The organism is Streptomyces thermospinosisporus (assembly GCF_039526425.1).
In the GTDB taxonomy this organism is placed as follows: domain Bacteria; phylum Actinomycetota; class Actinomycetes; order Streptomycetales; family Streptomycetaceae; genus Streptomyces; species Streptomyces thermocarboxydovorans.
Map to the genome: position 1 here is coordinate 60,244 of NZ_BAAAIZ010000009.1, position 19,426 is coordinate 79,669.

The window sequence follows — 19,426 nt, forward strand, 5'->3', positions numbered from 1 at the left end:
ACGACCCGCGGACCATCGCCCCGGCGGCACGCACGACCCGCGGGCCACTGCCCCGGTGGCACGGGGCTCCGCGCGCATCTCCCAAGGTCATGGAGCGCGCAGGGCCCGGTGGTCATGCAGCGCGCATGTCCAAAGATCATGGGGGGTGACGCCCCTCGCCTCGGATCGCCCGGCAGGGTAGACATGGCACAGGGTCCGACTCATGGGTCGCTCCAGGGACCGGCCGCCCCGGCGGCCCGCGGCGGTGGCCGCGCAGCGGGGGCGAGGCGGAGACCGGCGGCGGTGGCATCCTGTGGCGGGGCTGCGGTCGGTTCTGAGCGGGCGCAGCGTCGCCGGCCAGGTGTTCGTCCTGCATGTGATGATCGTGGTGCTGCTGGTCGTGGCCGCGGTCGTGGCGCTGCGGCCCTGCGGGGAGGAGTCGCTTCTGGCGCTCCGAGCAGCCGCAGCCGTTCGACACCGAGGAGGTGGCACTGGCCGAGGAGCTGGTGGCGCGGGCCGCGGTGTCCATCGACAACGCCCCCCGCTACACGCGTGAGCACAACATGGCAGTGACGCTGCAGCGCAGTCTGCTGCCGTGGACCCTGCCGGAGCAGAGCGCCCTGGAGATCGCCTACCGCTATCTGCCGGCGCAGCCCGGGGTGGGCGGCGACTGGTTCGACGTGCTGCCGCTGTCGGGCACCCGGGTGGCGCTGGTGGTGGGCGACGTCGTCGGGCACGGACTGCACGCGGCGGCCACCATGGGGCGGCTGCGCACCGCGGTGCACAACTTCTCCGCCCTCGACCTGCCGCCCGAGGAACCGGACGTGCCCTCGGGGCCGCCGCTGGGGCTCGGCGGGCTGCCGTTCGAGACGGCGGAGCTGGAGCCGGCCGAGGGCAGCCGGCTGGTGCTGTACACGGACAGGCTGGTGGAGGACCGGACGCGGGACATCGACGTGGGCCTCGAGCTGCTCCGCGAGGCGCTGTCGCGGGCCGGGGACTCGCCGGAGGACACCTGCAGGGCGGTGCTGGACGCGAGGCGCCCGCGGCGGGCAGGTGACGACATCGCGCTGATCGTGGCGCGCACCCGGGCGCTGCCCGCGGACCGTATCGCCCAGTGGCCGGTGCCGGCCGATCCGGCGGCGGTGGGCCAGGTCCGGGCGGCGGTGCTGCGCAAGCTGGCCGAGTGGGACCTGGACGAGCTGGGCTTCACCACGGAGCTGATCCTCAGTGAGCTGATGACCAACGCGATCCGTTACGGCGGCAGTCCCATCCGGGTGCGGATGCTGCGCGACCGCCATCTGATCTGCGAGGTCTTCGACGGAAGCAGCCTCACCGCATCTGCGCTACGCCACGATGACGGACGAGGGCGGGCGGGGACTGTTCCTGGTGGCGCAGCTCGCGGAGCGCTGGGGCACCCGCTATCTGCCGGCCGGCAAGGTCATCTGGGCGGAGCAGCCGATCCCGGGGGCGTTAGCATCCGGCAGCATCCTGCCCGGGGTCGTAAGCACCCCACCCGGACCCATAAGCGCCCTGAGGGACATGTCATAAGCGAGCCTTATGGGCCCATAGAACGGACCCACGTACCGGGTTAGGCAAGCCTTAATTTAGGCTCGGGGCGAGTCGCTGTCCTCGCTCGAAGGGAAACTGACCATGCCCCGCCCCCTGCGGGTTGCCATCGTCGGATCCGGCCCCGCCGGGATCTACGCCGCCGACGCCCTGCTCAAGTCCGACACGGCCGCAGAACCGGGCGTGTCCGTCGACATCTTCGAGCGCATGCCGGCGCCGTTCGGTCTGATCCGGTACGGCGTGGCCCCCGACCACCCGCGGATCAAGGGCATCATCACGGCCCTGCACCAGGTCCTCGACAAGCCGCAGATCCGTCTGTTCGGCAACGTGGAGTACGGCACCGACATCCACCTCGACGATCTGCGTGCCTTCTACGACGCGGTGATCTTCGCCACCGGCGCGATGGCCGACCGCGCCCTGCCCATACCGGGCATCGACCTCGAAGGCTCCTACGGCGCCGCCGACTTCGTCTCCTGGTACGACGGCCACCCGGACGTGCCGCGCACCTGGCCGCTGGAGGCCGAGAAGGTGGCGGTGCTGGGCGTCGGCAACGTCGCGCTCGACGTGGCCCGCATCCTGGCCAAGACCGCCGACGAGTTGCTGCCCACGGAGATCCCGCCGAACGTCTACGACGGCCTCAAGGCCAACCGGGCCAAGGAGATCCACGTCTTCGGCCGCCGCGGCCCGGCGCAGGCGAAGTTCAGCCCGATGGAGCTCAGGGAGCTGGACCACTCCCCCAGCATCGAGGTGATCGTCGACCCCGAGGACATCGACTACGACGAGGGGTCGATCGCCACCCGCCGCGGCAACAAGCAGGCCGACATGGTCGCCAAGACGCTGGAGAACTGGGCGATCCGCGATGTCGGCGACCGCCCGCACAAGCTGTACCTGCACTTCTTCGAGTCGCCCGCGGAGATCCTCGGCGAGGACGGCCGCGTGGTCGGCCTGCGCACCGAGCGCACCGCTCTGGACGGCACCGGCAACGTCAAGGGCACCGGCGCATTCAAGGACTGGGACGTCACCGCCGTCTACCGCGCGGTCGGCTACCTCTCCGACCAGCTCCCCAAGCTGCCGTGGGACATCGAGTCCGGCACCGTGCCGGACGAGGGCGGCCGGATCATCGGCGACACCGGCGAGCATGTGCAGTCGGCGTACGTCACCGGCTGGATCCGGCGCGGCCCGGTGGGCCTGATCGGGCACACCAAGGGCGATGCCAACGAGACGGTGGCCAACCTGCTGGCCGACTTCGCCGACGGGCGGCTGCACACGCCCGTCTCCCCCGCCCCCGAGGCCGTGGACGCGTTCCTCGCCGAGCGGGAGATCCGTTACACCACCTGGGACGGCTGGTACCGCCTGGACGCCGCCGAGAAGGCGCTGGGCGAGCCGCAGGGCCGCGAGCGGGTGAAGATCGTCGAGCGCGAGGACATGCTGCGCGCCAGCGGCGCCTGAGCCCCCGGCCGCCGGGCAAGTCGCCCTCGGGCGCCGCGTGCGGACTCGTGTCATGGTCCGCACGCGGCGCCCGATGCCGTCGACGGGCCCGCCCGTCAGGCGAGTTCGTAGTCGAGCCAGATCCGGTGGGTGCCGTCGGCGTCGACGGCGATGCCGCCGGTGCCGGTGATCCCGGCGAGCTCCCCGGTGCCGCTGGCCGGGACGATCCTGAGGAACTCCGCGCTGCGGTCGCTGCCCGAGGTGGACGCCGAGTGCACGAAGTTGAAGGCGCCCGAGCGGCCGCCCACCGAGCCCTCGAAGGACTCCATGGCGACATAGGTGCCGACGCCCGCCTCCTGGTCGTAGGCGGAGGTGAACACGGTCGCGGCGCGGCCCGCGATCTCTCCCTCGAAGCGTTTCTCCATGGTCGCCACGGTCACGGGCAGAGCCGTGGTCACGGCCGGGTCCGCCTTGACGTCGGCCGGCACGAAGGACTGGACGGTGAAGGTTCCCGAAGCTCTCATGGGCCGACCGTAGCCTTTGGGTCCGACAACGGCCCGCCATTGTGTACGATCTCCCTTCACAGAAACACCACATGCCCTTCACGTAAGGGTCATGCAGGGGGGAGATTTCATGCGCATACGCACTGCCGCCGTGGCCACCACCGCGATCGCGGGCGCGCTCGCCGCGCTGACGGCCGCTCCGGCGCAGGCCGCCGAGTACAGCTCCGCGCTGAAGGTCCGGGGCATCCAGTACGACGCGCCGGGCAGCGACGACAACAGGTGCTCCGGGGGCAACACCCACCAGGAGTACCTGACGATCAAGAACTACTCGAAGTCCTCGACGGTCAACCTCAAGGGATACGTCGTCAAGGACGCCACCGGGAACCGGTTCACGTTCACCAAGAACCACTACCTCCAGCCCGGCGACTATGTGAGGCTGCGCGGCGGCCGCGGTACCGACTCCGACGCCAAGAACGTCGTCTACCGCAACAACTGCAACTTCATGTGGAACAACCCCGGCGACACGATCTACGTGTACAAGCCGAGCGGCGCCCGTGCCGACGTGCACAAGTACACCAAGACCGGCAACGACCCGGACCGCGACGGATACATCCAGTTCCACAAGTGACCGCGCCCGCCGCGGCGTTCGGTCCGTTCACACCCTTCAGTTCGTTCAGACCGTTCAGTCCGTGAGCGGCAGATGGCCCGTCTCCCCCGGCTGGAGGCGGGCCGTCCGGTCCGGCAGCCGTACGTCGATCGGTCCCGGCCCGCTCACCGGTACGTCGATCTCCAGCCGGCCGCTCTCCAGCCGCAGCCGGACGCCCCAGTGCCCGTGGTAGCGGAGGGTGAAGCCGTACGAGGACAGCTCCGGCAGCGGCACCGGGTTCAGGCGCAGCGCCCCGTTGCGGGTCTCCAGGCCGGGCAGTCCGCGCTGCACCAGGTCGAGGGTGCCGGCCATGGCGCCGAGGTGGATGCCCTCGCCGGTGGTGCCGCCCTGGATGTCGGCGATGTCCCCCTGGAGCGCCTCCTGGCAGAAGGCCCAGGCCTCGGCGCGCCGGTCGCGGGCGAGGACCCAGCCGTGCACCAGGCCGCTGAGCGTGGAGCCGTGGCTGGTGCGGTGCAGGTAGTAGTCCACCGTGCGCCGCCAGAGGTGCTCGTCGAGGTTGTGGCCCAGCCGCCCGAACAGCGCCTGCAGTTCGGCCGGTGAGAAGAGGTAGCCGAGCATCAGGACGTCCGCCTGCTTGGAGGCCTGGTAGCGGTTGACGGTGTCCCCCTCGGCCTCCAGGATCCGGTCAAGGCGGCGGATGTCTCCGTACTGCTTGCGGTAGCCGTGCCAGTCGAGTTCCTCGAGTTCGCCGTAGCCCTCGAACTGGCTGATGACTCCCTCGTGGAACGGGATGTGAAGGGTGCGGGAGACCTCCTCCCAGTGGTCGAGTTCGCCGGCGTCCAGGCCGGTGCGTTCGTCGAGCTCCAGCCGCCGCGGCTCGGGCAGGGAGCGCAGCACGTCGAGTGTGTGGGAGAGCACCCAGGCCGCGGTGACGTTGGTGTAGGCGTTGTCGTCGAGGCCCGGGCGGTCCGCGCCGGGGTAGGCGTCGTGGTACTCGTCGGGGCCGACCACGCCCCGGATGTGATGGCGGCCCAGGTGCGGGTCGTACTCGGCCGCGTCCGCCCAGAAGCGGGAGATCTGCAGCAGCATCTCGGCGCCCTTGGTGTGCAGGAACTCGGTGTCGCCGCTGGCCTCGCAGTACTGCCACACGTTGTAGGCGATCGCGGAGCCCACATGGTGCTGCAGGCGGGTGTGGTCGGGCACCCACCGGCCCGAGCGCGGGTTGAGGTGGAGCTGCTGGGTCTCCTCCCGGCCGTCGCTGCCGCTCTGCCACGGGTACATCGCGCCCCGGCGGCCGGCGTCCCGGGCGGCGGTGCGGGCCCGTTCCAGGCGCCGGTAGCGGTAGTGCAGCAGGGAGCGGGAGACCTCGGGGAAGTGCAGATTGAGGTAGGGCAGCACGAACAGCTCGTCCCAGAAGACGTGCCCGCGGTAGGCCTCGCCGTGCAGTCCGCGGGCCGGCACGCCGACGTCGAGGTCGGCGGTGTGTGGGGAGAGCGTCTGCAGCACATGGAACAGGTGCAGGCGCAGGATGGTGCCCGCCTCGCCGGGGACGTCAAGCTCGCCCCTGCGCCACAGCTGGCCCCAGGCGGTGCGGTGCGGGGCGACCAGCGCCGCCCAGCCGTCGACCCGGCCCACCCGGTCCACGGCGGCGTGCAGGGGGTCGCTGATCGCCGGGTCGCGCGAGGTGTGCAGGGCGACCAGTTTGTCCACGGTCACGGTGTGTCCGGGTGTCAGGTTCAGCCGGGTGTGGTGGACGGCGCGCCCGTTGTCCTTGCGCATGCTCACGGGTGAGTCGGCGAGGAGCCGGGCGGCGAGCGCGATCCGGATGTCGGAGGTGCGGGTGCGGCAGCGCAGCCACACCGTGCCGGCGTCGGCGATGCCGCCGTGCACATGGGTGAGGTGGCGGCCGTCGAGGTCCCGGTAGCGGGCGACGCCGGCGTTGGTGACGTTGCCGTCGAGGGCGGCCTCCACCTCGAGCGGTCCGGCGTAGCGCTGGGCGGTGAACTCGGTGCGCAGGGCGGCCATATGAGGGTCCGCCATGTGCACAAGGCGCTCCTGGCGCACCGTCAGGGTGCGGCCCTCGCCCAGGTCGTAGCGGGTCATCCGCTCGAACAGTCCGGGCGCCAGGTGCAGGATCTCGCGGTGTTCGAGCACATCGGCCGTGTCGGGGGCGAGCCATGCCCCGCCGGGGATGCGGAAGCGCAGCGGCAGCCAGTTCGGCAGGTTGACCATGTCCTCGTTCTCGACCCGGCGGCCGGCGACCTTCGAGGTGAGCCGGTTGTAGCAGCCGGCCACATACGTCCCCGGGTAGTGCACCTCGTCGGCGGTGCACTCGGGCAGCGCTCCGCGGGTGGCGAAGTAGCCGTTCCCCAGGGTGCACAGCGACTCCCTCAGCCGCGCCTCGGCGGGCTCGTAGCCCTCGTACTCCCAGGTCCAGCCGGTCACATCGATGCTCCTCCCGTCGGCGCCGCACCGAGATCCGAGTGCGACGGTGTCGGCGCCGTGACGCAGCAGTCTGTCCCGGTGCCGTCCGGCGGCGGTGCGGCCCACGCCGATGACGTGCGCGAACCGCCGGTACGGCTGACAGCTGCGCTCGAAGTACCCCGAAGCCGGGACGGCACACGTCGGCGGCCGCGGACCGGCCGGTGATCGCGGACGGCGGCCGCGGACCAGCCGGTGATCGCGGACGGCGGCCGCGGAACTGCACCCGCCGGGCCCGGTCGCGGAGGCCTCCCGCCCCCTGGAGAACCGGGGGCGGGAGGAGGACACTGGGGGCAGGAGCGGCACCGATCCCCCGCGGTGCCGCTCCGCCCTGCGTCAGACCTCCAGCTCGGCCTCGATACGGCGCAGCTGGTGGCGGGCCATCGCCAGGTTGGCGCGGCCTGCGTCCAGCACCAGGTAGAGGAACAGGCCGTTGCCACCGCGCCTCTTGAGCGGCCGGATCATGTGGTACTGGCTGGTCAGGGTGATGAGAATGTCCTCGATCTCCTCCTTGATGCCCAGGTGCTCCATGGTGCGCAGCTTGGACCGCACCACATCGGTGTTGCCGGCCGCGGCCACCTCGATGTTGAAGTCCTTGCCGCCGCCCACCGAGCCGAGGGCCATGCCGCTGGTGTAGTCGACCAGTGCGGCGGCCGTGGCGCCGTCGATGGAGGCGAGGCACTCCTTGAGCGAGGTGTCGGTGTTGGCCATGGGTGACGTCCTTTCCGTCGGTTTCGGTGGTGGGTCCGGTCGCCCGGTGGTCCGGGCGACGTGTCGGGGAGGCAGATGAAGGTTCAGGCGCCGGGCTGGGGCCGGGGCGTCTGGGTGGCGGCGCTGTGGGGGGTGCGCACGGGGAGGGTGCCGATACGGCGGGCCGGGTCCGGCGGCGGGGGCTGCCGCACGGCCGCCGCGCGGTCGGTGTGCCGGCCGCCGCCCGGACCGATGCGGGTGTCGACCAGCTCGGCGATCCGGGCCCCGCTGCGGCGGCCCTCCAGGTGGAGGCGGCCCACGTTGACGCGGTCGTCGGCGAGCAGGGTGAGCACGGCGGCGGTGCCGGCCGCGTAGGTCGCGACGTATCCCTGGGCGCCGCGCACCAGCAGCTCGCGGAACTCGCCGCGGGAGGCGGCGTCCGTCATCCGGTGGGCGACGCCGAGCGCGGCGGCGGTGAGCGCGGCCAGCCCTTCCGCTTCGGTGCCGGGCACGTCGTGGGCGAGGACCAGTCCGTCGACGGTGGCGGCGAGCGATCCGGTGAGCCGGGGTATGCGGGTGCGCAGCCGGCGCAGTTCGTCCTGCACGTCGGTCTCGACGGCCATGAGCAGTCTCCTTTCGGCACGCTGCCGGCGCGCGCGGATCACAGTGCCTCCAAGGCGTCCAGGAGCCGTCGCAGCAGGGCTGTGTCGGGCTCGTCCCACGCCGTGCCGGGGGCGGCGGGGCCCGGGAGGGCGGCCGCCGGGCGCGGCGGCGCGGGGGTGACCAGTCCGTCGGCGGCGAGTCGGCGCAGCTCGACGAGGGTGTGGAAGGTGCGGCAGGCCAGCGCCGAGGCGATCTGCGCGGCGGTGCTGGCACCGTCGACCAGGGCGAGCGCCCGGCCGCGGCGCGGCGGCAGGTCCGCGCGTCCGGCGCCGGAGGTGCGGGTGAGGGGTGCGGTGTCGACGGCCGGGTCGGGCCAGATGCGCTGCAGCAGGGCGCGGCGCCGCCGTGACTCGCGCAGCACCGCCGCCACGGGCACGGGACGGACCGCGCCGAGCCAGTGCGCCACCCCGGGGCGGAAACGGGCGGGCCGGTCGTCGTGGACCAGGGCGAAGTAGGCCGCGTCGAACAGCGCGCCCAGGTGGCACAGCTCCAGGGCGCCGCTGGTGAGACGGCCGCTCTCCACCAGGTGACGGCCGACGCGGCGCCGGGCGCCGGCCCGCCGCACCGCCTCCCACCAGCCGTCCGGGGCGAGGGCGCCGCTGCGGGTGAGCAGATCGCCCAGGGCGGGGCTCAAGGCCGACTCGACGTGGACGACCTCGCCCGCCGAGAGGTAGAGCACGCCGGAGGCGGTGGTCAGCGCCCCGGTGGCGCGGTCGGCGGCGAGGCCGGCGAGCAGGGCGGGGGCGGTGGTGTCCGTGGGGACGGCGGCCGTCATCCGAGCACCAGCCGGTCCGCCATCTCGGCCAGCCGGATGCGGGCGAGGGCGAGGTTGCCGTCACGCCGGTCGAGCCACAGGTACATGAAGACGGTGCTGTCGAAGGGGGTGACGACCAGACGCAGCAGCTGGTAGGCGTCCGCGGTGGTGAGGATCAGATCCTCGACGGTCGCCTCCCCGTTCTCGTCGCCGTTCTCGTCGCCGTTCTCGCCGCCCCCGGCCCCGGGCACGAGAGTGGGGCTCTCCAGGGCGAGCCGGGCGAGTTCGGCGGTCTCCGCGGCCGTCGCCTCCGCGTCGCCGCCGGGCGCCTCGCCGACCGCACCCAGCGCGAGCCCGCTGATCCAGTCGACCACCAGGGCGCCGCGTGCGCCGGGCAGTCGCATGGCTTCCAGCAGACTCTCGTCGATTCCGGGCACGCCGGATCCCCCTCCTCGCACGGCTGTACCGCGAACGTGACGTCGAAGCTACGCTGCGTACTCGAGCGAGGTGAAGGCTTTGGGGTTTTCCGGAGGAATATGCGCCAGAACGAAACTTCCCGCGCTAAAGTCAGCACCTTTCGCGACGGTGACCGATCACGTGCGAGCAGGGCCAACCCCGAAGCGGATGGTGGGCGGGCCCTGCCCGCGAAGCCCCATTCTGCGGAGCGGACCCCGCACGGAAACACGAGTGCGAGCACCCCACCACGTGCGCGCCGCGCACACCCCGCGCGCGCCATTGCCTCGCGCGCCGGAGGTTGCATCCGCCGACGGGTGGGCAGGCGTGACGCGGCTGCGCCATCCGGCGGAGCCCGCCCGGAAACCGCCGGACGGCGGCGACGATACTGGCAGGAGCACGTGCCCCCGCTCACATCTGGATCCATGCAGACCACGCCCACAGTCCGCCGTACCGTTCCCCCGACCGTCTGGCTGACCCGCGGCCGCCATGCCGGAGACACCGCGGAGGAGCTCCTCAGGCGCTCGCTGCGCCACCACAAGGACAGCCGGCACATCGACGACTACCTGGAGATCACCGACTCCGAATCGCCCGACCAGGTCTTCGAGGCCCGGATGCGCGTCGCCGGCGGCGTCACGGTGCGGGCCCGGCTGAGCCTCGCCCCCGCCACGCAGCACGGCCAGGACTGGACCGTGGTCGCGGAGGCCGAGCAGCCCTGGGAGCAGTCGTGGCCGTCCCCGGCCGGCATGTTCTGGCCGCACGACCCGGACGCGGACTGGTCCATGGACGTGTCGACGGGACTGCGGGTGGGCGCCCTCAACCCGCTGCCCGAGGAGGACAAGGCCGTCCGCCGGCGGCTGCGCGCCTGCGCGCGGGACACCTGGCGGCTGCATGTCGTGGTGCACGAGGCGATGACCACCGACGAGCGCGGCAAGGTGCCGCTGGCGCACTGGCTGCCGCCGGGGCTGCGGGACCGGGTGGTGGAGCACCGCGCCGCTCCGCACCAACTGCGCGTGGTGAACTGGGCGCTGCGCGAGTTCCACGCCGAGGTGCCGCGCGGCGGCGCGGTGCTGCTGCCCGGCCGCCCGGCACCGGAGGGCTACCAGGCCGACGCCTTCGCGGTGCGCGCGGTGTTCCTCGACGGCAGCGAACCGGCCGAACTCGTCGACGCGGTGAGGCGCTTCGACGCGCTGCCGCGCCCGCTGCCGGACGGCGCGCTGGACGAGCTGACCGCGCTGCGGGAGGACTGGCACCTGCTGACCCTGGAGGAGGAACTCGCCCGCGAACGGGCTCTGGTGAAGATGTACGCCGAGGCCCTGGAGGCGATGACCAGGTCACGCGACCTGTACCGCGAAGCGGCCGAGCGCGCCCACGAGGCACTGGCCGCCTACCGCGAGTCCGCCGCCCCCTCCCCCGGTGTCCGCCCCCTGCTGCCCGGCCCGGCCTCCCCGCTGCGCGCCCTCACCCGCCGCCTGGAACGCCTCAAGGTCACCCCGCGAATCCGACGGGGTCAAGCCGCCCGCACGGACGCCGACCCGGAGACCGAGGCTTCGGACGCGACACCGGCTCGCGGGGCTGACGGCACGTCGGCAGAGCCGGCCCCGGCCGCCGAGGAGCAGCGCACGGTGGCCGAAACCTCCGTACCGGGCACGGAGGCGTCCGGCCCGGAGGGCGAGGTGTCCGCTTCGGGCACGGAGGAGGCCGACACGGCGGGCGACGCGGGCGACGCGCAGAAGCGGGCGACAGCGGCCCGCCGCTAGCCGCAACCGCCGGTGCCCGCATTCCGGTCCAACGTCCGCGCCACGCGGCCCGGCGGCCGAAACCCGGCGGCGCACTCATCCCGCGTACCTGGCCCGACCACGCGTCCAATCCGACGCCGCGTACGGAGACTTCCGGCCAAGAAGGGCGAGGTGTCAGCTCCGGGGACGGAGGAGGCCGACAAGGCGGCCCACGCGGGCGAGGCGCGGAAAGCGGGCGACAGCGGCCCGCCTGCGGCCTGTCACGCGTCCGATCCGACCGCTGTTGGGGATGCGCGTCCGGGGCGGGCGGGCGCCGGCGAAGCCGCGTGATCGCCCTGCGCGACGCGTTACGCCGGCCGGCACTCCGGTGGCGGTCCCGCCCGGTTCCAACCGCTGCGCCAACTGTCTGTCCGACAGGTGGCGTCGGCAGCACGGGCGATGGGCACCGAGCAGGCGTGGTGGGTGCCGGGGCGACCGGACGTGGGTGCCGGGGGGTCCTGCCCGGTGGCCGACGGTTCCGGCGTCCGGCACTCACGCGGTGTATCACCCCGTCATCCGGCAGACCCGGCCGCAGTCAGGCACCCAGCCTCGGGACCCCCGACGCCCCTGCCGTGCGAGTGTGAACGGGCCGACGGCCGGCCAACCGTCGCTTTCTGGCCACGTCCCTTCCTCTCCCTCCCGCTCCCCCGCCGCCAACACCGCGAGGGCGGGGACCGCGTGGGGGCGGGCCCGGCCCTCGTGCGGGGCGGGGCGGGTCACTCCACCGGGTGGTGGGGCTCCGGCGGGGGCCAGGCGGCCCAGCGGCGGGGCGGGAACGGCGAGGCGACCCGGACCACCAGCGCTGCCAGGGCGAGCAGCGCTGCGGTCACGGCGGCGGCGCTGGCGAGCCACGGCGGTGCCAGCGCCAGGTCGACCGCCCGGGACAGCACCGCCGAGGGGAGGGTGGTCCCGTAGACGTGGGCTCCGGCGAGGATCGCCGGCACCGCGAAGGCGGGCACCAGCACCAGGACTCCGGGACGCACCACGAGGATCAGGGCGAGCACGGTGCACAGCACCGACAGGCCGACGGTGAGGGCGTGCAGCCGAAGTGACGTGCCGTCGTGGTGCAGCGGGAAGTGCGCCACCGCGCACAGCGCGAGGAAGGCCGCGGCGAGCCAGCTCGACCAGACGAGAGACCTGATGACCGGCTCGGGGGGCCGGCCCGGGACGGCGGCCGGACGGGGGCGCTGCAGGTGGCGCCCGTAGCGGGCGAGGGGCCGGCCGGGACGGGTGCGGCGCGGGCGGCGGCCGTCGCGACGCGGGCGTCCGCTCGGCCGGGTCTCCGGTGGTGCCGTGCGGACGGCGGTGCGGGGACGCAGCCGGTGCCGTTCCGCCTGCGGTGCCTCGGGCTCCGGCGCCGCGGACTGCGCGACGGCCGGGTCGGGGGCGGGCGGGGCGGCGGCAGGGCGGGCGGGTGGCCGGCGCACGGGCTCGGCCTCGAGCCGGTCGAGGAGGTCGATCAGCTCCCGCACGGAGCGCCCGGTGGCCGCGGCGCGCAGCACCTCCTCGCGGCAGTGGGCGGCCAGCGGCTCGGCGTGCAGCAGGGCCACCAGTCGGGTGACGTCCTCGACGGGGCGGTGCGCGGCCGCGGCGCGGATCGCCTCGTCCGCGCAGTCCGGGTCGCGCGGCGGCCGGGTCAGCAGGGCGACCAGACGGGTGACGTCCTCCACCGGCCGGACGACCCCGGCGGCGCGCAGCGCCTCGATCACGGACCGGGAGTGTTCGGGTGAGCGTTCGAGCGTGGTGATGAGGTCGACGACCTCCTCCAGGGGCCGGTCCGAGACGGCGACGTGCACCAGATCGGCGACCGGATCGCCCTGGGCCGTTCCGGCCGCCCGCTCCTCGTCCGGGTCGGTGAGGTCGAGCCGATCGGCCGGATCGGCCGGATCGAGGGGGTCGACGAGGTTGACGGTGGCGACCGGGTCCCGCGGGGCGGCGGCGTCCTCGCCCTCGGCGGTGGCGAGCGGCGGGGCGGCCGTGGCCACGGCGGGGCCGGGCGGCGGATCCGGCCGGTGCGTGCCGGTGGCGACGCTCGTCGCATCGGTCGGCGGGGAGGCGGCCGTATCGCCGGGTATGGCCGGTTCGTTGGAGGGGGGTGACGAAGAGAAGGTGGTCATGCTCGGCTCCATGGGGAAGGCTCGGGCCGCTCCCACGCCCCCGGACGTGCGACGAGCGACGCTACGTGGATCATTACTAGGCGCACCGGTGCCGCCCTGCCACTTGGATGGGCCACCGGGATGACCTGCGGTGATCGGTGTTTCGTCAGGGGTTCCCTGGGAAGCGGGAGACGTCCCCACGACGGCCGGTACCGGCCGTCATACCGGCGCCGAAAACGGGAATCCGCTCGGTGTAACCCGTGTCGGCGTCGTGAATCCGGTGCCCGCGGTGTGAAGCTCGTGCCTGGCGTCCCGGACTCCTCGAAGGGGGTGGTCAGCCGGTGGAGACGACCACGGTGGTGCTGGTCGCGGTGGCGGCCCTGGCGGCCCTGCTGCTCGTCGGCGCCGTGGCCGTCCTCGTGCGGCTGGTGCGCACGAGGCGGGAGTTGGCACGGGCCGGTCTGCCCACCGGGCCACGCTGGGTCTTCTGGGGGGCGATCCTGTATCTGGTGCTGCCCGCGGACCTGCTGCCCGACCCCGTCTACCTGGACGACATGGGCGTGCTGCTGCTCGCCCTGCGGTCGCTCAGGGGCGCGGCGGGCGCACGGTCCTCCGGCCTGAAGCCTCCGGAACCGGACCGCCGCCCCGCCGATGACTACGCCCCGTGAGGAAACCAACCACCCGTTCGATTCGTATAAGTCTCTGGAAGCCAAAAGAAGTCGGCGGACCAGGCGGCGGCGTGCGGGTGGCCGACGCTCGGTCGGCGCAGCACCGACGAGGGAGACACAATGCAACCGTTCGCGCTCAACTATGCCCGTCCGGCACCGGAGTTGGCCGTCACCACTCCGTATGTGTACGACTCCGGACTGCAGTTGAACGTTCTTGCCGACGGCCGCGTCGCGGCCTCGGACCACGGGTTGTTGCGGGAGGCGGGGACCACGACGTCCACCGCGGGCTCGAAGACCCACTTCGACGACTGACAGCGGACCGTAGACGATGACCGTGCTCATCCTCACCTGTGAGGAGGATGTGACCGCCGACATGGTGGTGGTGCATCTCCACGACGCCGGGGTGCCGGTGATGCGCCTCGATCCCGCCGATCTGACCGTGGGCGTCTCACTGTCCGGCGAATTCGTCCACGGCCGGTTCCGCGGCCATCTGTCCTCTGGGGGACGGCTGGTGAGCCTCGGCGGGCTGCGGTCGGTGTGGGTGCGCAGGCCGGGTGTGCCCGCCCAGCGGGCGCAGCACGCCTCCGCCTGGCTCACCGAGGAGGCCTCGCAGGCGCTCTACGGCATGCTGCGCGGTTCGCATGCCCGCTGGATGAACCATCCGGACGCCGCGCGCCGGGCGCGGCACAAGCCGTGGCAGCTGAGGCTGGCGCAGCAGTGCGGGCTGCCGGTGCCGGCCACCGTGATCACTACATTTCCGCGGGCCGCCCGGGAGTTCGCCGAGCGCTACCCGGATCTGGTGGTCAAGCCGGTCTCCGGGGCGCATCCGCAGGACCCGCCGCGAGCGGTGCCGACGAGCAGGGTGGCGCCGGACACGGACTTCTCCGCCGTGGCGTTCGGCCCGACGCTGCTGCAGCGGCGGATCGCCAAGCGGGCGGACGTCCGGGTCACGGTCGTCGGCGAGAAGCTGCTGGGGGCCCGCAAGGCGGCGGCCCCGGACGCGGATCCGCAGGAGGTCGACGTGCGGTTCGCGGGACCCGGGTCGCCCTGGGAGCCGGTCGAGGTGCCGCCGCGCACCGCCGAGACGGTTCTGCGCTATATGCGCGAGGCCGAACTCGCGTACGGGGCCTTCGACTTCGTGGAGGACGCGGACGGGGTGTGGTGGTTCCTGGAATGCAATCAGTCGGGCCAGTTCGGCTTCGTGGAGGTGGAGACGGGCCAGCCGATCGCCCGCACCATCGCCGAGTGGCTGGGCCGCCCCGTCCCCGAGGAGAGACGGGAGGCCGACGAGCCGGGTGTCCGGGCCTGCTGAGGCCCGTGCGGTGGCAGATGCGGGCGCGTCCTCGCGGGGCGGACGCGGCCGTCGCGGTCAGGCCGGGCGGGGGCCCGGCAGCAGGGCGGTGCGCTGCCAGCCGTTGCCCGGGGAGCCGGCGGGGCGGTCGAGGCCGGGGGACTGCAGGGGGCGCATGACCAGCTCCAGTTCCCTGCTCACGCGTTCGGCCTCGCGGCGGACCTGGGCGGGTACATCGCCGCACTCCGCGATGAGTCGGTCGTAGATGGGGGAATCCTGGAACACCCGTCAACGTGCCTTTCTGCTCGGCGGCTCCGGTACGGAGACACGAGTGCCGAGTCTAAGGGGCACGGTACCGGGCGGCGGCGTTTTCCCCGTTCGCACCACGGGCCCGGGTGGAGGCGCGAGAATCACGCGCGCCTCCACCCGGGCCCGTGCCGTTGTGCGCCCCTGCGCCGGGGCCGGCCGCGTCAGACGGCCAGGGACAGCCCGCTGTCGCCGTCCGGGTCCGCGGACCGTGCGGCCACCGGACGTCCCTGCACGAGCAGGGCGTCCGCCCGGGCGATGGCGTCCTCGATGCCGGAGGTGCCCATCATCACGCAGAGCGTGTAGCTGACATCCTCCAACTCGCGTTCCGCCACCGGCGAATGCCTCTCCGCCTGTGCGATCCGCAGCGTCGCGTACTTCGTCAGCAGCTCTCTCACGACCTTCGGGTCCGGTACGAGCACGAAGCGCCCCTCTCTGGTTTTTCACTGCGCGTACCCGAACCCGCCGAAACCATTCACCTCTTTGACTCACGTAACAGGAATTGACGGGAATCCTTCGCCCGCGGCAGGCCGCCCGGCAGCAGAAGCCGAACACATGGGACCGGCGGGGTTTGGAGGGCCCGGCTCCGTCACGGCCGGCCGGAGGCGGGGGCCCCTGGGCCGGGTTACGCTGCGCGCAAGAGTACTTTTGCGCCATTTTCGGGAGGATTCATGGCCTCGCGCCTCAACCCCTATCTGAGCTACGACGGCGACGCCCGGCAGGCGATGGAGTTCTACAAGGACGTCTTCGGCGGGGAGCTGCACCTGAACACCTACGGCGACATCGGCCAGTCCGGTCCCGAGTACGCGGACAAGATCATGCACGGGATGCTGGAGACGCCGTCCGGGTTCACCCTGATGGGCGCAGACCACCCGCCGGGCATGGAGTACAAGCCGGGCAACGCCTACTCGGTGAGCCTCAGCGGCGACGACGAGAGCGAGCTGCGCGGCTACTGGGAGAAACTGTCCAGCGGCAACCAGGTGTCCGTGCCGCTGGAGCGGCAGATGTGGGGGGACGTGTTCGGCATGTGCACGGACCAGTTCGGGGTGACCTGGATGGTCAACATCAGCACCTCCCAGGGCTGAGCCTCACCCGGGCGCTCCGCTCCCCCGGCCGGTGTGCCACCCTCGGCCACGACGACCGCCGGCGGCACAACGGCCGGCGGCGTGGAACGGAACGAGGGCCTGCGGCCGGCGACGGCGCACGGCACCGGAACAGCGGGAGGCGGCGGTATGCGGATCGGACTGCTCGGCACGGGACCCTGGGCGAAGGTGGCGCACGCCCCCGCGCTGAACGAGCACGAGGAGCTGGACTTCACCGGAGTGTGGGGCCGCCGCCCGGAGGCAGCCCGGGAACTGGCCGGCGCCTATGGCGTCCGGGCCTACGACGACCTCGACGCCCTGCTCGCCGACGTCGACGCGGTCGCCGTGGCCCTGCCGCCCCAGGTGCAGGGCGAACTGGCCGCGCGGGCCGCCCGGGCGGGCTGCCATCTCCTGCTCGACAAGCCGCTCGCGCTGACGGTCGAGCAGGGGCGCGAGGTGGTGGCGGCAGCAGAGCGGTCACAGGTGGCCTCGGTCGTCTTCTTCACCACCCGGTTCCAGCCCGAGGCCGAGGCCTGGATCACCGAACAGGAGCGCGCGGGCGGCTGGTTCACCGCGCGGGCCGAGTGGCTGGGCGCCGTCTTCAGCGCCGACGACAACCCCTTCGCGGCCTCCCCGTGGCGCCAGGAGAAGGGCGCTCTGTGGGACGTGGGTCCGCACGCCCTGTCCGTGCTGCTGCCGGTGCTCGGTGACGTGCGTCAGGTGTCGGCGGCGGCGCACGGCCCCGGGGACACCGTGCATCTCGTGCTGGACCACACGGGCGGCGCGTCGAGCACCCTCACCCTGAGCCTCACCGCGCCGCCGGCCGCGGCGGGCACCCACGTGGAGCTGCGCGGCACCACGGGCGTCACCTCCCTGCCCGAGGCGCGGCAGCCGGCCGTCCCCTCGCTCGTCCGCGCCGCGGACGCCCTGGTCACCGCTGCCCGCACCGGCCGGCCGCACGCGTGCGACGCGGCGTTCGCGCTGCGGGTGACGGAGATCCTCGAAGAGGCGCAGGAGCTGCTGTCCGGCGCCCGGTGACGGTGTCCGGTGCGGGCGACCGGAGAGGAACGGCCGGTGAGAGCGACCGGCGCGGGCGGCCTGGTGACGGCGACCGGAACGAGCGGCCGATCAGACCGTCCGGCGCGGAGACGGCCTGGTGACGGCGACCGGAACGAGCGGCCGATCAGACCGTCCGGCACGGAGACGGCCTGGTGACGGCGACCGGAACGAGCGGCCGATCAGACCGTCCGGCACGGAGACGGCCTGGTGACGGCGACCGGAACGAGCGGCCGATCAGACCGTCCGGCGCGGAGACGGCCTGGTGACGGCGACCGGAACGGGCGGCCGGTGAGACCGTCCGGCGCGGAGACGGCCTGGTGAGACCGTCCGGCGCGAGCAGCCGCCGGGAGCGTTCTCGGCGGCGCCGTGCCGTCCTCCGGGCCGGTCGCAGACGCAAAGCGCTTAAAGGAGCCTTAAGAGGCCGTTAAGCGCCGGTGAGTTCCCTGTCAGGGCATCACGTTTGGGCAGGTCAGAGCGAGTTGAGGACAAGTCGGACGCGTTGCGGGCACAGTTGAGGTCCGTACCATCGAGGCCGCGCGTTCACCGGTGTTCGCGGTGAGAGCGCTCTCAGTGCCCGCACGAGTACTTCGGGAGACCCCCCACATGACTCCTCGACACCAGCGAAAGCTCGGCCGCCGCAAGCTGCTTCTCGCCCTCGGTGGCGCCGCCGTCGCGGTGCCCGCGGCCGCCGCGCTCGCCCCGCACGCGCTCGCGGGCTCCTCCGGTGAGAAGGCCTCTCCCAAGGCCGGCGGCTCGCTGCCGCTCACGGTCGTCAACAACACCGGCTCCTTCGACAACGGCAGCATCCATCTCTACGTCGTCGGCAACCAGGACGGCCGGCAGGTGCGCCTCACCCCCGACGGCACCCTGGCCCCCGTCTCCCTGTCCGACAACGGCCCGGACGGCTTCACCGACTACGCGATCAGCCTCGCCGGCTCCGGCGAGACCAAGCTGTCCCTGCCGCACATGTCCGGCCGCATCTATGTGGCCCTCGGCGAGAAGCTGAAGTTCAAGGCCGTGGCCGACGGCAACGGCAACGCGGCGCTGCAGTTCCCGGCCGGCTGGGTCGAGTCCGACCCCAACTTCGGTGTGCTGCACGACTGTGCGGAGTTCACCTTCAACTCCTCCGGCATGTTCTGCAACACCACGATGGTCGACATGTTCAGCGTGCCGCTGAGCCTCAGGCTCACCGGCGCCGACGACCAGACGACCGGCACCGTGCGCGAGGGCGGCCGGGCCGCCGCGTTCGAGGCGATGCGGAAGGACGAGGTGTTCTCCAAGCTCGTCGTGGACGACACCCGGATCATCGCCCCCGGTCACGGCCTGGACGCCGGTCTGTTCCCGAAGGACTACCTCGCCCCGTACATCGACGAGGTGTGGAGCACGTATACCGGCCAGGACCTCAAGGTCACCACCAACGCGGGCACCTTCACGGGCCGGGTGCGCGGCGACCGTTTCACCTTCGACGGGCCGGCCCAGGTGTCCTTCGGCAAGCCCTCCACCCGGGACGTGCTGTTCTGCGACGGCGCCCTCGCCGCCCCCAACGACGGCACCACCGGCCCGGTCGCCGCGGTGCTCGGGGCCGCCTTCAACCGCACCACGCTGCTCAGCCACCCCGAGCAGCCGACCACCGAGCCCGGCGAGTTCTACCGGACCGAGCTCACCAACCACTACGCCAAGGCCATGCACGAGGCCACCGAGGACGGCAAGGCGTACGGCTTCGCCTTCGACGACGTCGCCGACTTCGCCTCCTACATCCAGGACACGGCGCCCACCGGGCTGCGGCTGACGCTGACCGCGTTCTGAGCCCCTGCCCCGGCCCTGCCCGCCGCGTGCCCGCCCGGCGCCTGCCGGCTCCCGGAACGGCCTCCGGGGTGCGCGGCGGGGGCGCGCGTAGCAGCGTGGGGGTGTGAACGGAGTGCGGGCCGAGCCGCCGCGCCGGGACCGGGAACTGCGGAGCTATCTGCGGGGCGCGCCGCCGCCCGGCTGGGCCCGGTTCCTGCCGGGCGGGCTGCTGGCGGC

Annotated in this window: 18 protein-coding genes and 1 pseudogene; 10 read left to right on the forward strand and 9 right to left on the reverse strand. The window is 73.0% G+C overall.

Annotated features, from left to right (window positions below):
- Positions 1 to 422: 422 nt before the first annotated feature.
- Both ABD207_RS04255 and ABD207_RS04260 read left to right on the forward strand, forming a co-directional pair.
- A pseudogene (locus ABD207_RS04255) lies at positions 423 to 1,527 on the forward strand (ATP-binding SpoIIE family protein phosphatase); the annotation flags it as partial.
- 102 nt (positions 1,528 to 1,629) lie between these two features.
- Positions 1,630 to 2,994, forward strand: coding sequence for an FAD-dependent oxidoreductase (locus ABD207_RS04260; RefSeq protein WP_344010134.1), 1,365 nt, complete (start codon positions 1,630 to 1,632; stop codon positions 2,992 to 2,994).
- A 95-nt stretch (positions 2,995 to 3,089) separates the two neighbouring features.
- On the opposite strand, the gene ABD207_RS04265 is transcribed toward ABD207_RS04260, so the two are convergent.
- Positions 3,090 to 3,497 carry a DUF3224 domain-containing protein gene (locus tag ABD207_RS04265; protein WP_344010136.1) on the reverse strand — a complete coding sequence of 136 codons (408 nt, stop codon included), beginning with the start codon at positions 3,495 to 3,497 and terminating at the stop codon, positions 3,090 to 3,092.
- 109 nt (positions 3,498 to 3,606) lie between these two features.
- Here ABD207_RS04265 and ABD207_RS04270 point away from each other — a divergent pair, with 109 nt between their 5' ends.
- The gene (locus ABD207_RS04270) at positions 3,607 to 4,104 is read left to right on the forward strand and encodes a lamin tail domain-containing protein (protein ID WP_344010138.1); all 498 of its coding nucleotides are present in this window, start codon (positions 3,607 to 3,609) and stop codon (positions 4,102 to 4,104) included.
- Between the two features lie 54 nt (positions 4,105 to 4,158).
- On the opposite strand, the gene ABD207_RS04275 is transcribed toward ABD207_RS04270, so the two are convergent.
- The 5 genes from ABD207_RS04275 to ABD207_RS04295 all read right to left on the reverse strand — a co-directional run bounded on the left by ABD207_RS04275 (position 4,159) and on the right by ABD207_RS04295 (position 9,108).
- The gene (locus ABD207_RS04275) at positions 4,159 to 6,528 is read right to left on the reverse strand and encodes a glycoside hydrolase family 65 protein (protein ID WP_344010139.1); all 2,370 of its coding nucleotides are present in this window, start codon (positions 6,526 to 6,528) and stop codon (positions 4,159 to 4,161) included.
- Positions 6,529 to 6,900: 372 nt separating this feature from the next.
- Positions 6,901 to 7,275, reverse strand: coding sequence for a roadblock/LC7 domain-containing protein (locus ABD207_RS04280; protein ID WP_344010141.1), 375 nt, complete (start codon positions 7,273 to 7,275; stop codon positions 6,901 to 6,903).
- 83 nt (positions 7,276 to 7,358) lie between these two features.
- The gene (locus ABD207_RS04285; protein WP_344010143.1) at positions 7,359 to 7,877 is read right to left on the reverse strand and encodes a roadblock/LC7 domain-containing protein; all 519 of its coding nucleotides are present in this window, start codon (positions 7,875 to 7,877) and stop codon (positions 7,359 to 7,361) included.
- Between the two features lie 38 nt (positions 7,878 to 7,915).
- Positions 7,916 to 8,692 (reverse strand): hypothetical protein, encoded by a 777-nt coding sequence (locus ABD207_RS04290; protein ID WP_344010145.1) that lies wholly within the window; start codon positions 8,690 to 8,692, stop codon positions 7,916 to 7,918.
- On the reverse strand, positions 8,689 to 9,108 hold the full coding sequence (locus tag ABD207_RS04295; protein WP_344010146.1) for a hypothetical protein: 420 nt from the start codon (positions 9,106 to 9,108) through the stop codon (positions 8,689 to 8,691). Before ABD207_RS04295 ends, ABD207_RS04290 begins: the two co-directional genes overlap by 4 nt.
- Positions 9,109 to 9,549: 441 nt before the next feature.
- On the opposite strand from ABD207_RS04295, the gene ABD207_RS04300 reads away from it, so the two are divergent.
- Positions 9,550 to 10,884 (forward strand): hypothetical protein, encoded by a 1,335-nt coding sequence (locus ABD207_RS04300; RefSeq protein ID WP_344010148.1) that lies wholly within the window; start codon positions 9,550 to 9,552, stop codon positions 10,882 to 10,884.
- Positions 10,885 to 11,618: 734 nt separating this feature from the next.
- Here the strand turns inward: ABD207_RS04300 and ABD207_RS04305 are convergent.
- Positions 11,619 to 13,019, reverse strand: a complete 1,401-nt coding sequence (locus ABD207_RS04305; RefSeq protein ID WP_344010150.1) for a hypothetical protein — start codon at positions 13,017 to 13,019, stop codon at positions 11,619 to 11,621.
- Positions 13,020 to 13,339: 320 nt separating this feature from the next.
- Between ABD207_RS04305 and ABD207_RS04310 the strand changes: the two genes are divergently transcribed.
- From ABD207_RS04310 to tgmB, 3 genes are all read left to right on the forward strand, one after another.
- A complete protein-coding gene (locus ABD207_RS04310) occupies positions 13,340 to 13,666 on the forward strand; it encodes a DUF1232 domain-containing protein (RefSeq protein WP_344004887.1) in 327 nt (108 codons plus the stop codon).
- Between the two features lie 120 nt (positions 13,667 to 13,786).
- Positions 13,787 to 13,978, forward strand: coding sequence for a putative ATP-grasp-modified RiPP (tgmA, locus tag ABD207_RS04315; RefSeq protein ID WP_344010151.1), 192 nt, complete (start codon positions 13,787 to 13,789; stop codon positions 13,976 to 13,978).
- A 16-nt stretch (positions 13,979 to 13,994) separates the two neighbouring features.
- A complete protein-coding gene (gene tgmB / locus ABD207_RS04320; RefSeq protein WP_344010153.1) occupies positions 13,995 to 14,978 on the forward strand; it encodes an ATP-grasp ribosomal peptide maturase in 984 nt (327 codons plus the stop codon).
- Between the two features lie 57 nt (positions 14,979 to 15,035).
- On the opposite strand, the gene ABD207_RS04325 is transcribed toward tgmB, so the two are convergent.
- Positions 15,036 to 15,242 (reverse strand): hypothetical protein, encoded by a 207-nt coding sequence (locus ABD207_RS04325; RefSeq protein ID WP_344010155.1) that lies wholly within the window; start codon positions 15,240 to 15,242, stop codon positions 15,036 to 15,038.
- A gap of 185 nt (positions 15,243 to 15,427) precedes the next feature.
- Positions 15,428 to 15,685, reverse strand: a complete 258-nt coding sequence (locus ABD207_RS04330; RefSeq protein WP_344004875.1) for a DUF5133 domain-containing protein — start codon at positions 15,683 to 15,685, stop codon at positions 15,428 to 15,430.
- A 249-nt stretch (positions 15,686 to 15,934) separates the two neighbouring features.
- Here ABD207_RS04330 and ABD207_RS04335 point away from each other — a divergent pair, with 249 nt between their 5' ends.
- The 3 genes from ABD207_RS04335 (at position 15,935) to ABD207_RS04345 (ending at position 19,210) form a co-directional block, all read left to right on the forward strand.
- Positions 15,935 to 16,348, forward strand: a complete 414-nt coding sequence (locus ABD207_RS04335; RefSeq protein WP_344010157.1) for a VOC family protein — start codon at positions 15,935 to 15,937, stop codon at positions 16,346 to 16,348.
- A 147-nt stretch (positions 16,349 to 16,495) separates the two neighbouring features.
- Positions 16,496 to 17,383, forward strand: coding sequence for a Gfo/Idh/MocA family protein (locus tag ABD207_RS04340; protein WP_344010159.1), 888 nt, complete (start codon positions 16,496 to 16,498; stop codon positions 17,381 to 17,383).
- 624 nt (positions 17,384 to 18,007) lie between these two features.
- Positions 18,008 to 19,210, forward strand: a complete 1,203-nt coding sequence (locus ABD207_RS04345; RefSeq protein WP_344010161.1) for a glycoside hydrolase family 64 protein — start codon at positions 18,008 to 18,010, stop codon at positions 19,208 to 19,210.
- Positions 19,211 to 19,426: the final 216 nt, after the last annotated feature.

Excerpts from the sequence above, each read along its gene's own strand:
- ABD207_RS04260 (WP_344010134.1), top strand. The coding sequence starts at position 1,630 with ATGCCCCGCCCCCTGCGGGTTGCCATCGTCGGATCCGGCCCCGCCGGG.
- ABD207_RS04265 (WP_344010136.1), bottom strand. The coding sequence starts at position 3,497 with ATGAGAGCTTCGGGAACCTTCACCGTCCAGTCCTTCGTGCCGGCCGAC.
- ABD207_RS04270 (WP_344010138.1), top strand. The coding sequence starts at position 3,607 with ATGCGCATACGCACTGCCGCCGTGGCCACCACCGCGATCGCGGGCGCG.
- ABD207_RS04280 (WP_344010141.1), bottom strand. The coding sequence starts at position 7,275 with ATGGCCAACACCGACACCTCGCTCAAGGAGTGCCTCGCCTCCATCGAC.
- ABD207_RS04285 (WP_344010143.1), bottom strand. The coding sequence starts at position 7,877 with ATGGCCGTCGAGACCGACGTGCAGGACGAACTGCGCCGGCTGCGCACC.
- ABD207_RS04290 (WP_344010145.1), bottom strand. The coding sequence starts at position 8,692 with ATGACGGCCGCCGTCCCCACGGACACCACCGCCCCCGCCCTGCTCGCC.
- ABD207_RS04300 (WP_344010148.1), top strand. The coding sequence starts at position 9,550 with ATGCAGACCACGCCCACAGTCCGCCGTACCGTTCCCCCGACCGTCTGG.
- ABD207_RS04305 (WP_344010150.1), bottom strand. The coding sequence starts at position 13,019 with ATGACCACCTTCTCTTCGTCACCCCCCTCCAACGAACCGGCCATACCC.
- tgmA (WP_344010151.1), top strand. The coding sequence starts at position 13,787 with ATGCAACCGTTCGCGCTCAACTATGCCCGTCCGGCACCGGAGTTGGCC.
- tgmB (WP_344010153.1), top strand. The coding sequence starts at position 13,995 with ATGACCGTGCTCATCCTCACCTGTGAGGAGGATGTGACCGCCGACATG.
- ABD207_RS04335 (WP_344010157.1), top strand. The coding sequence starts at position 15,935 with ATGGCCTCGCGCCTCAACCCCTATCTGAGCTACGACGGCGACGCCCGG.
- ABD207_RS04340 (WP_344010159.1), top strand. The coding sequence starts at position 16,496 with ATGCGGATCGGACTGCTCGGCACGGGACCCTGGGCGAAGGTGGCGCAC.
- ABD207_RS04345 (WP_344010161.1), top strand. The coding sequence starts at position 18,008 with ATGACTCCTCGACACCAGCGAAAGCTCGGCCGCCGCAAGCTGCTTCTC.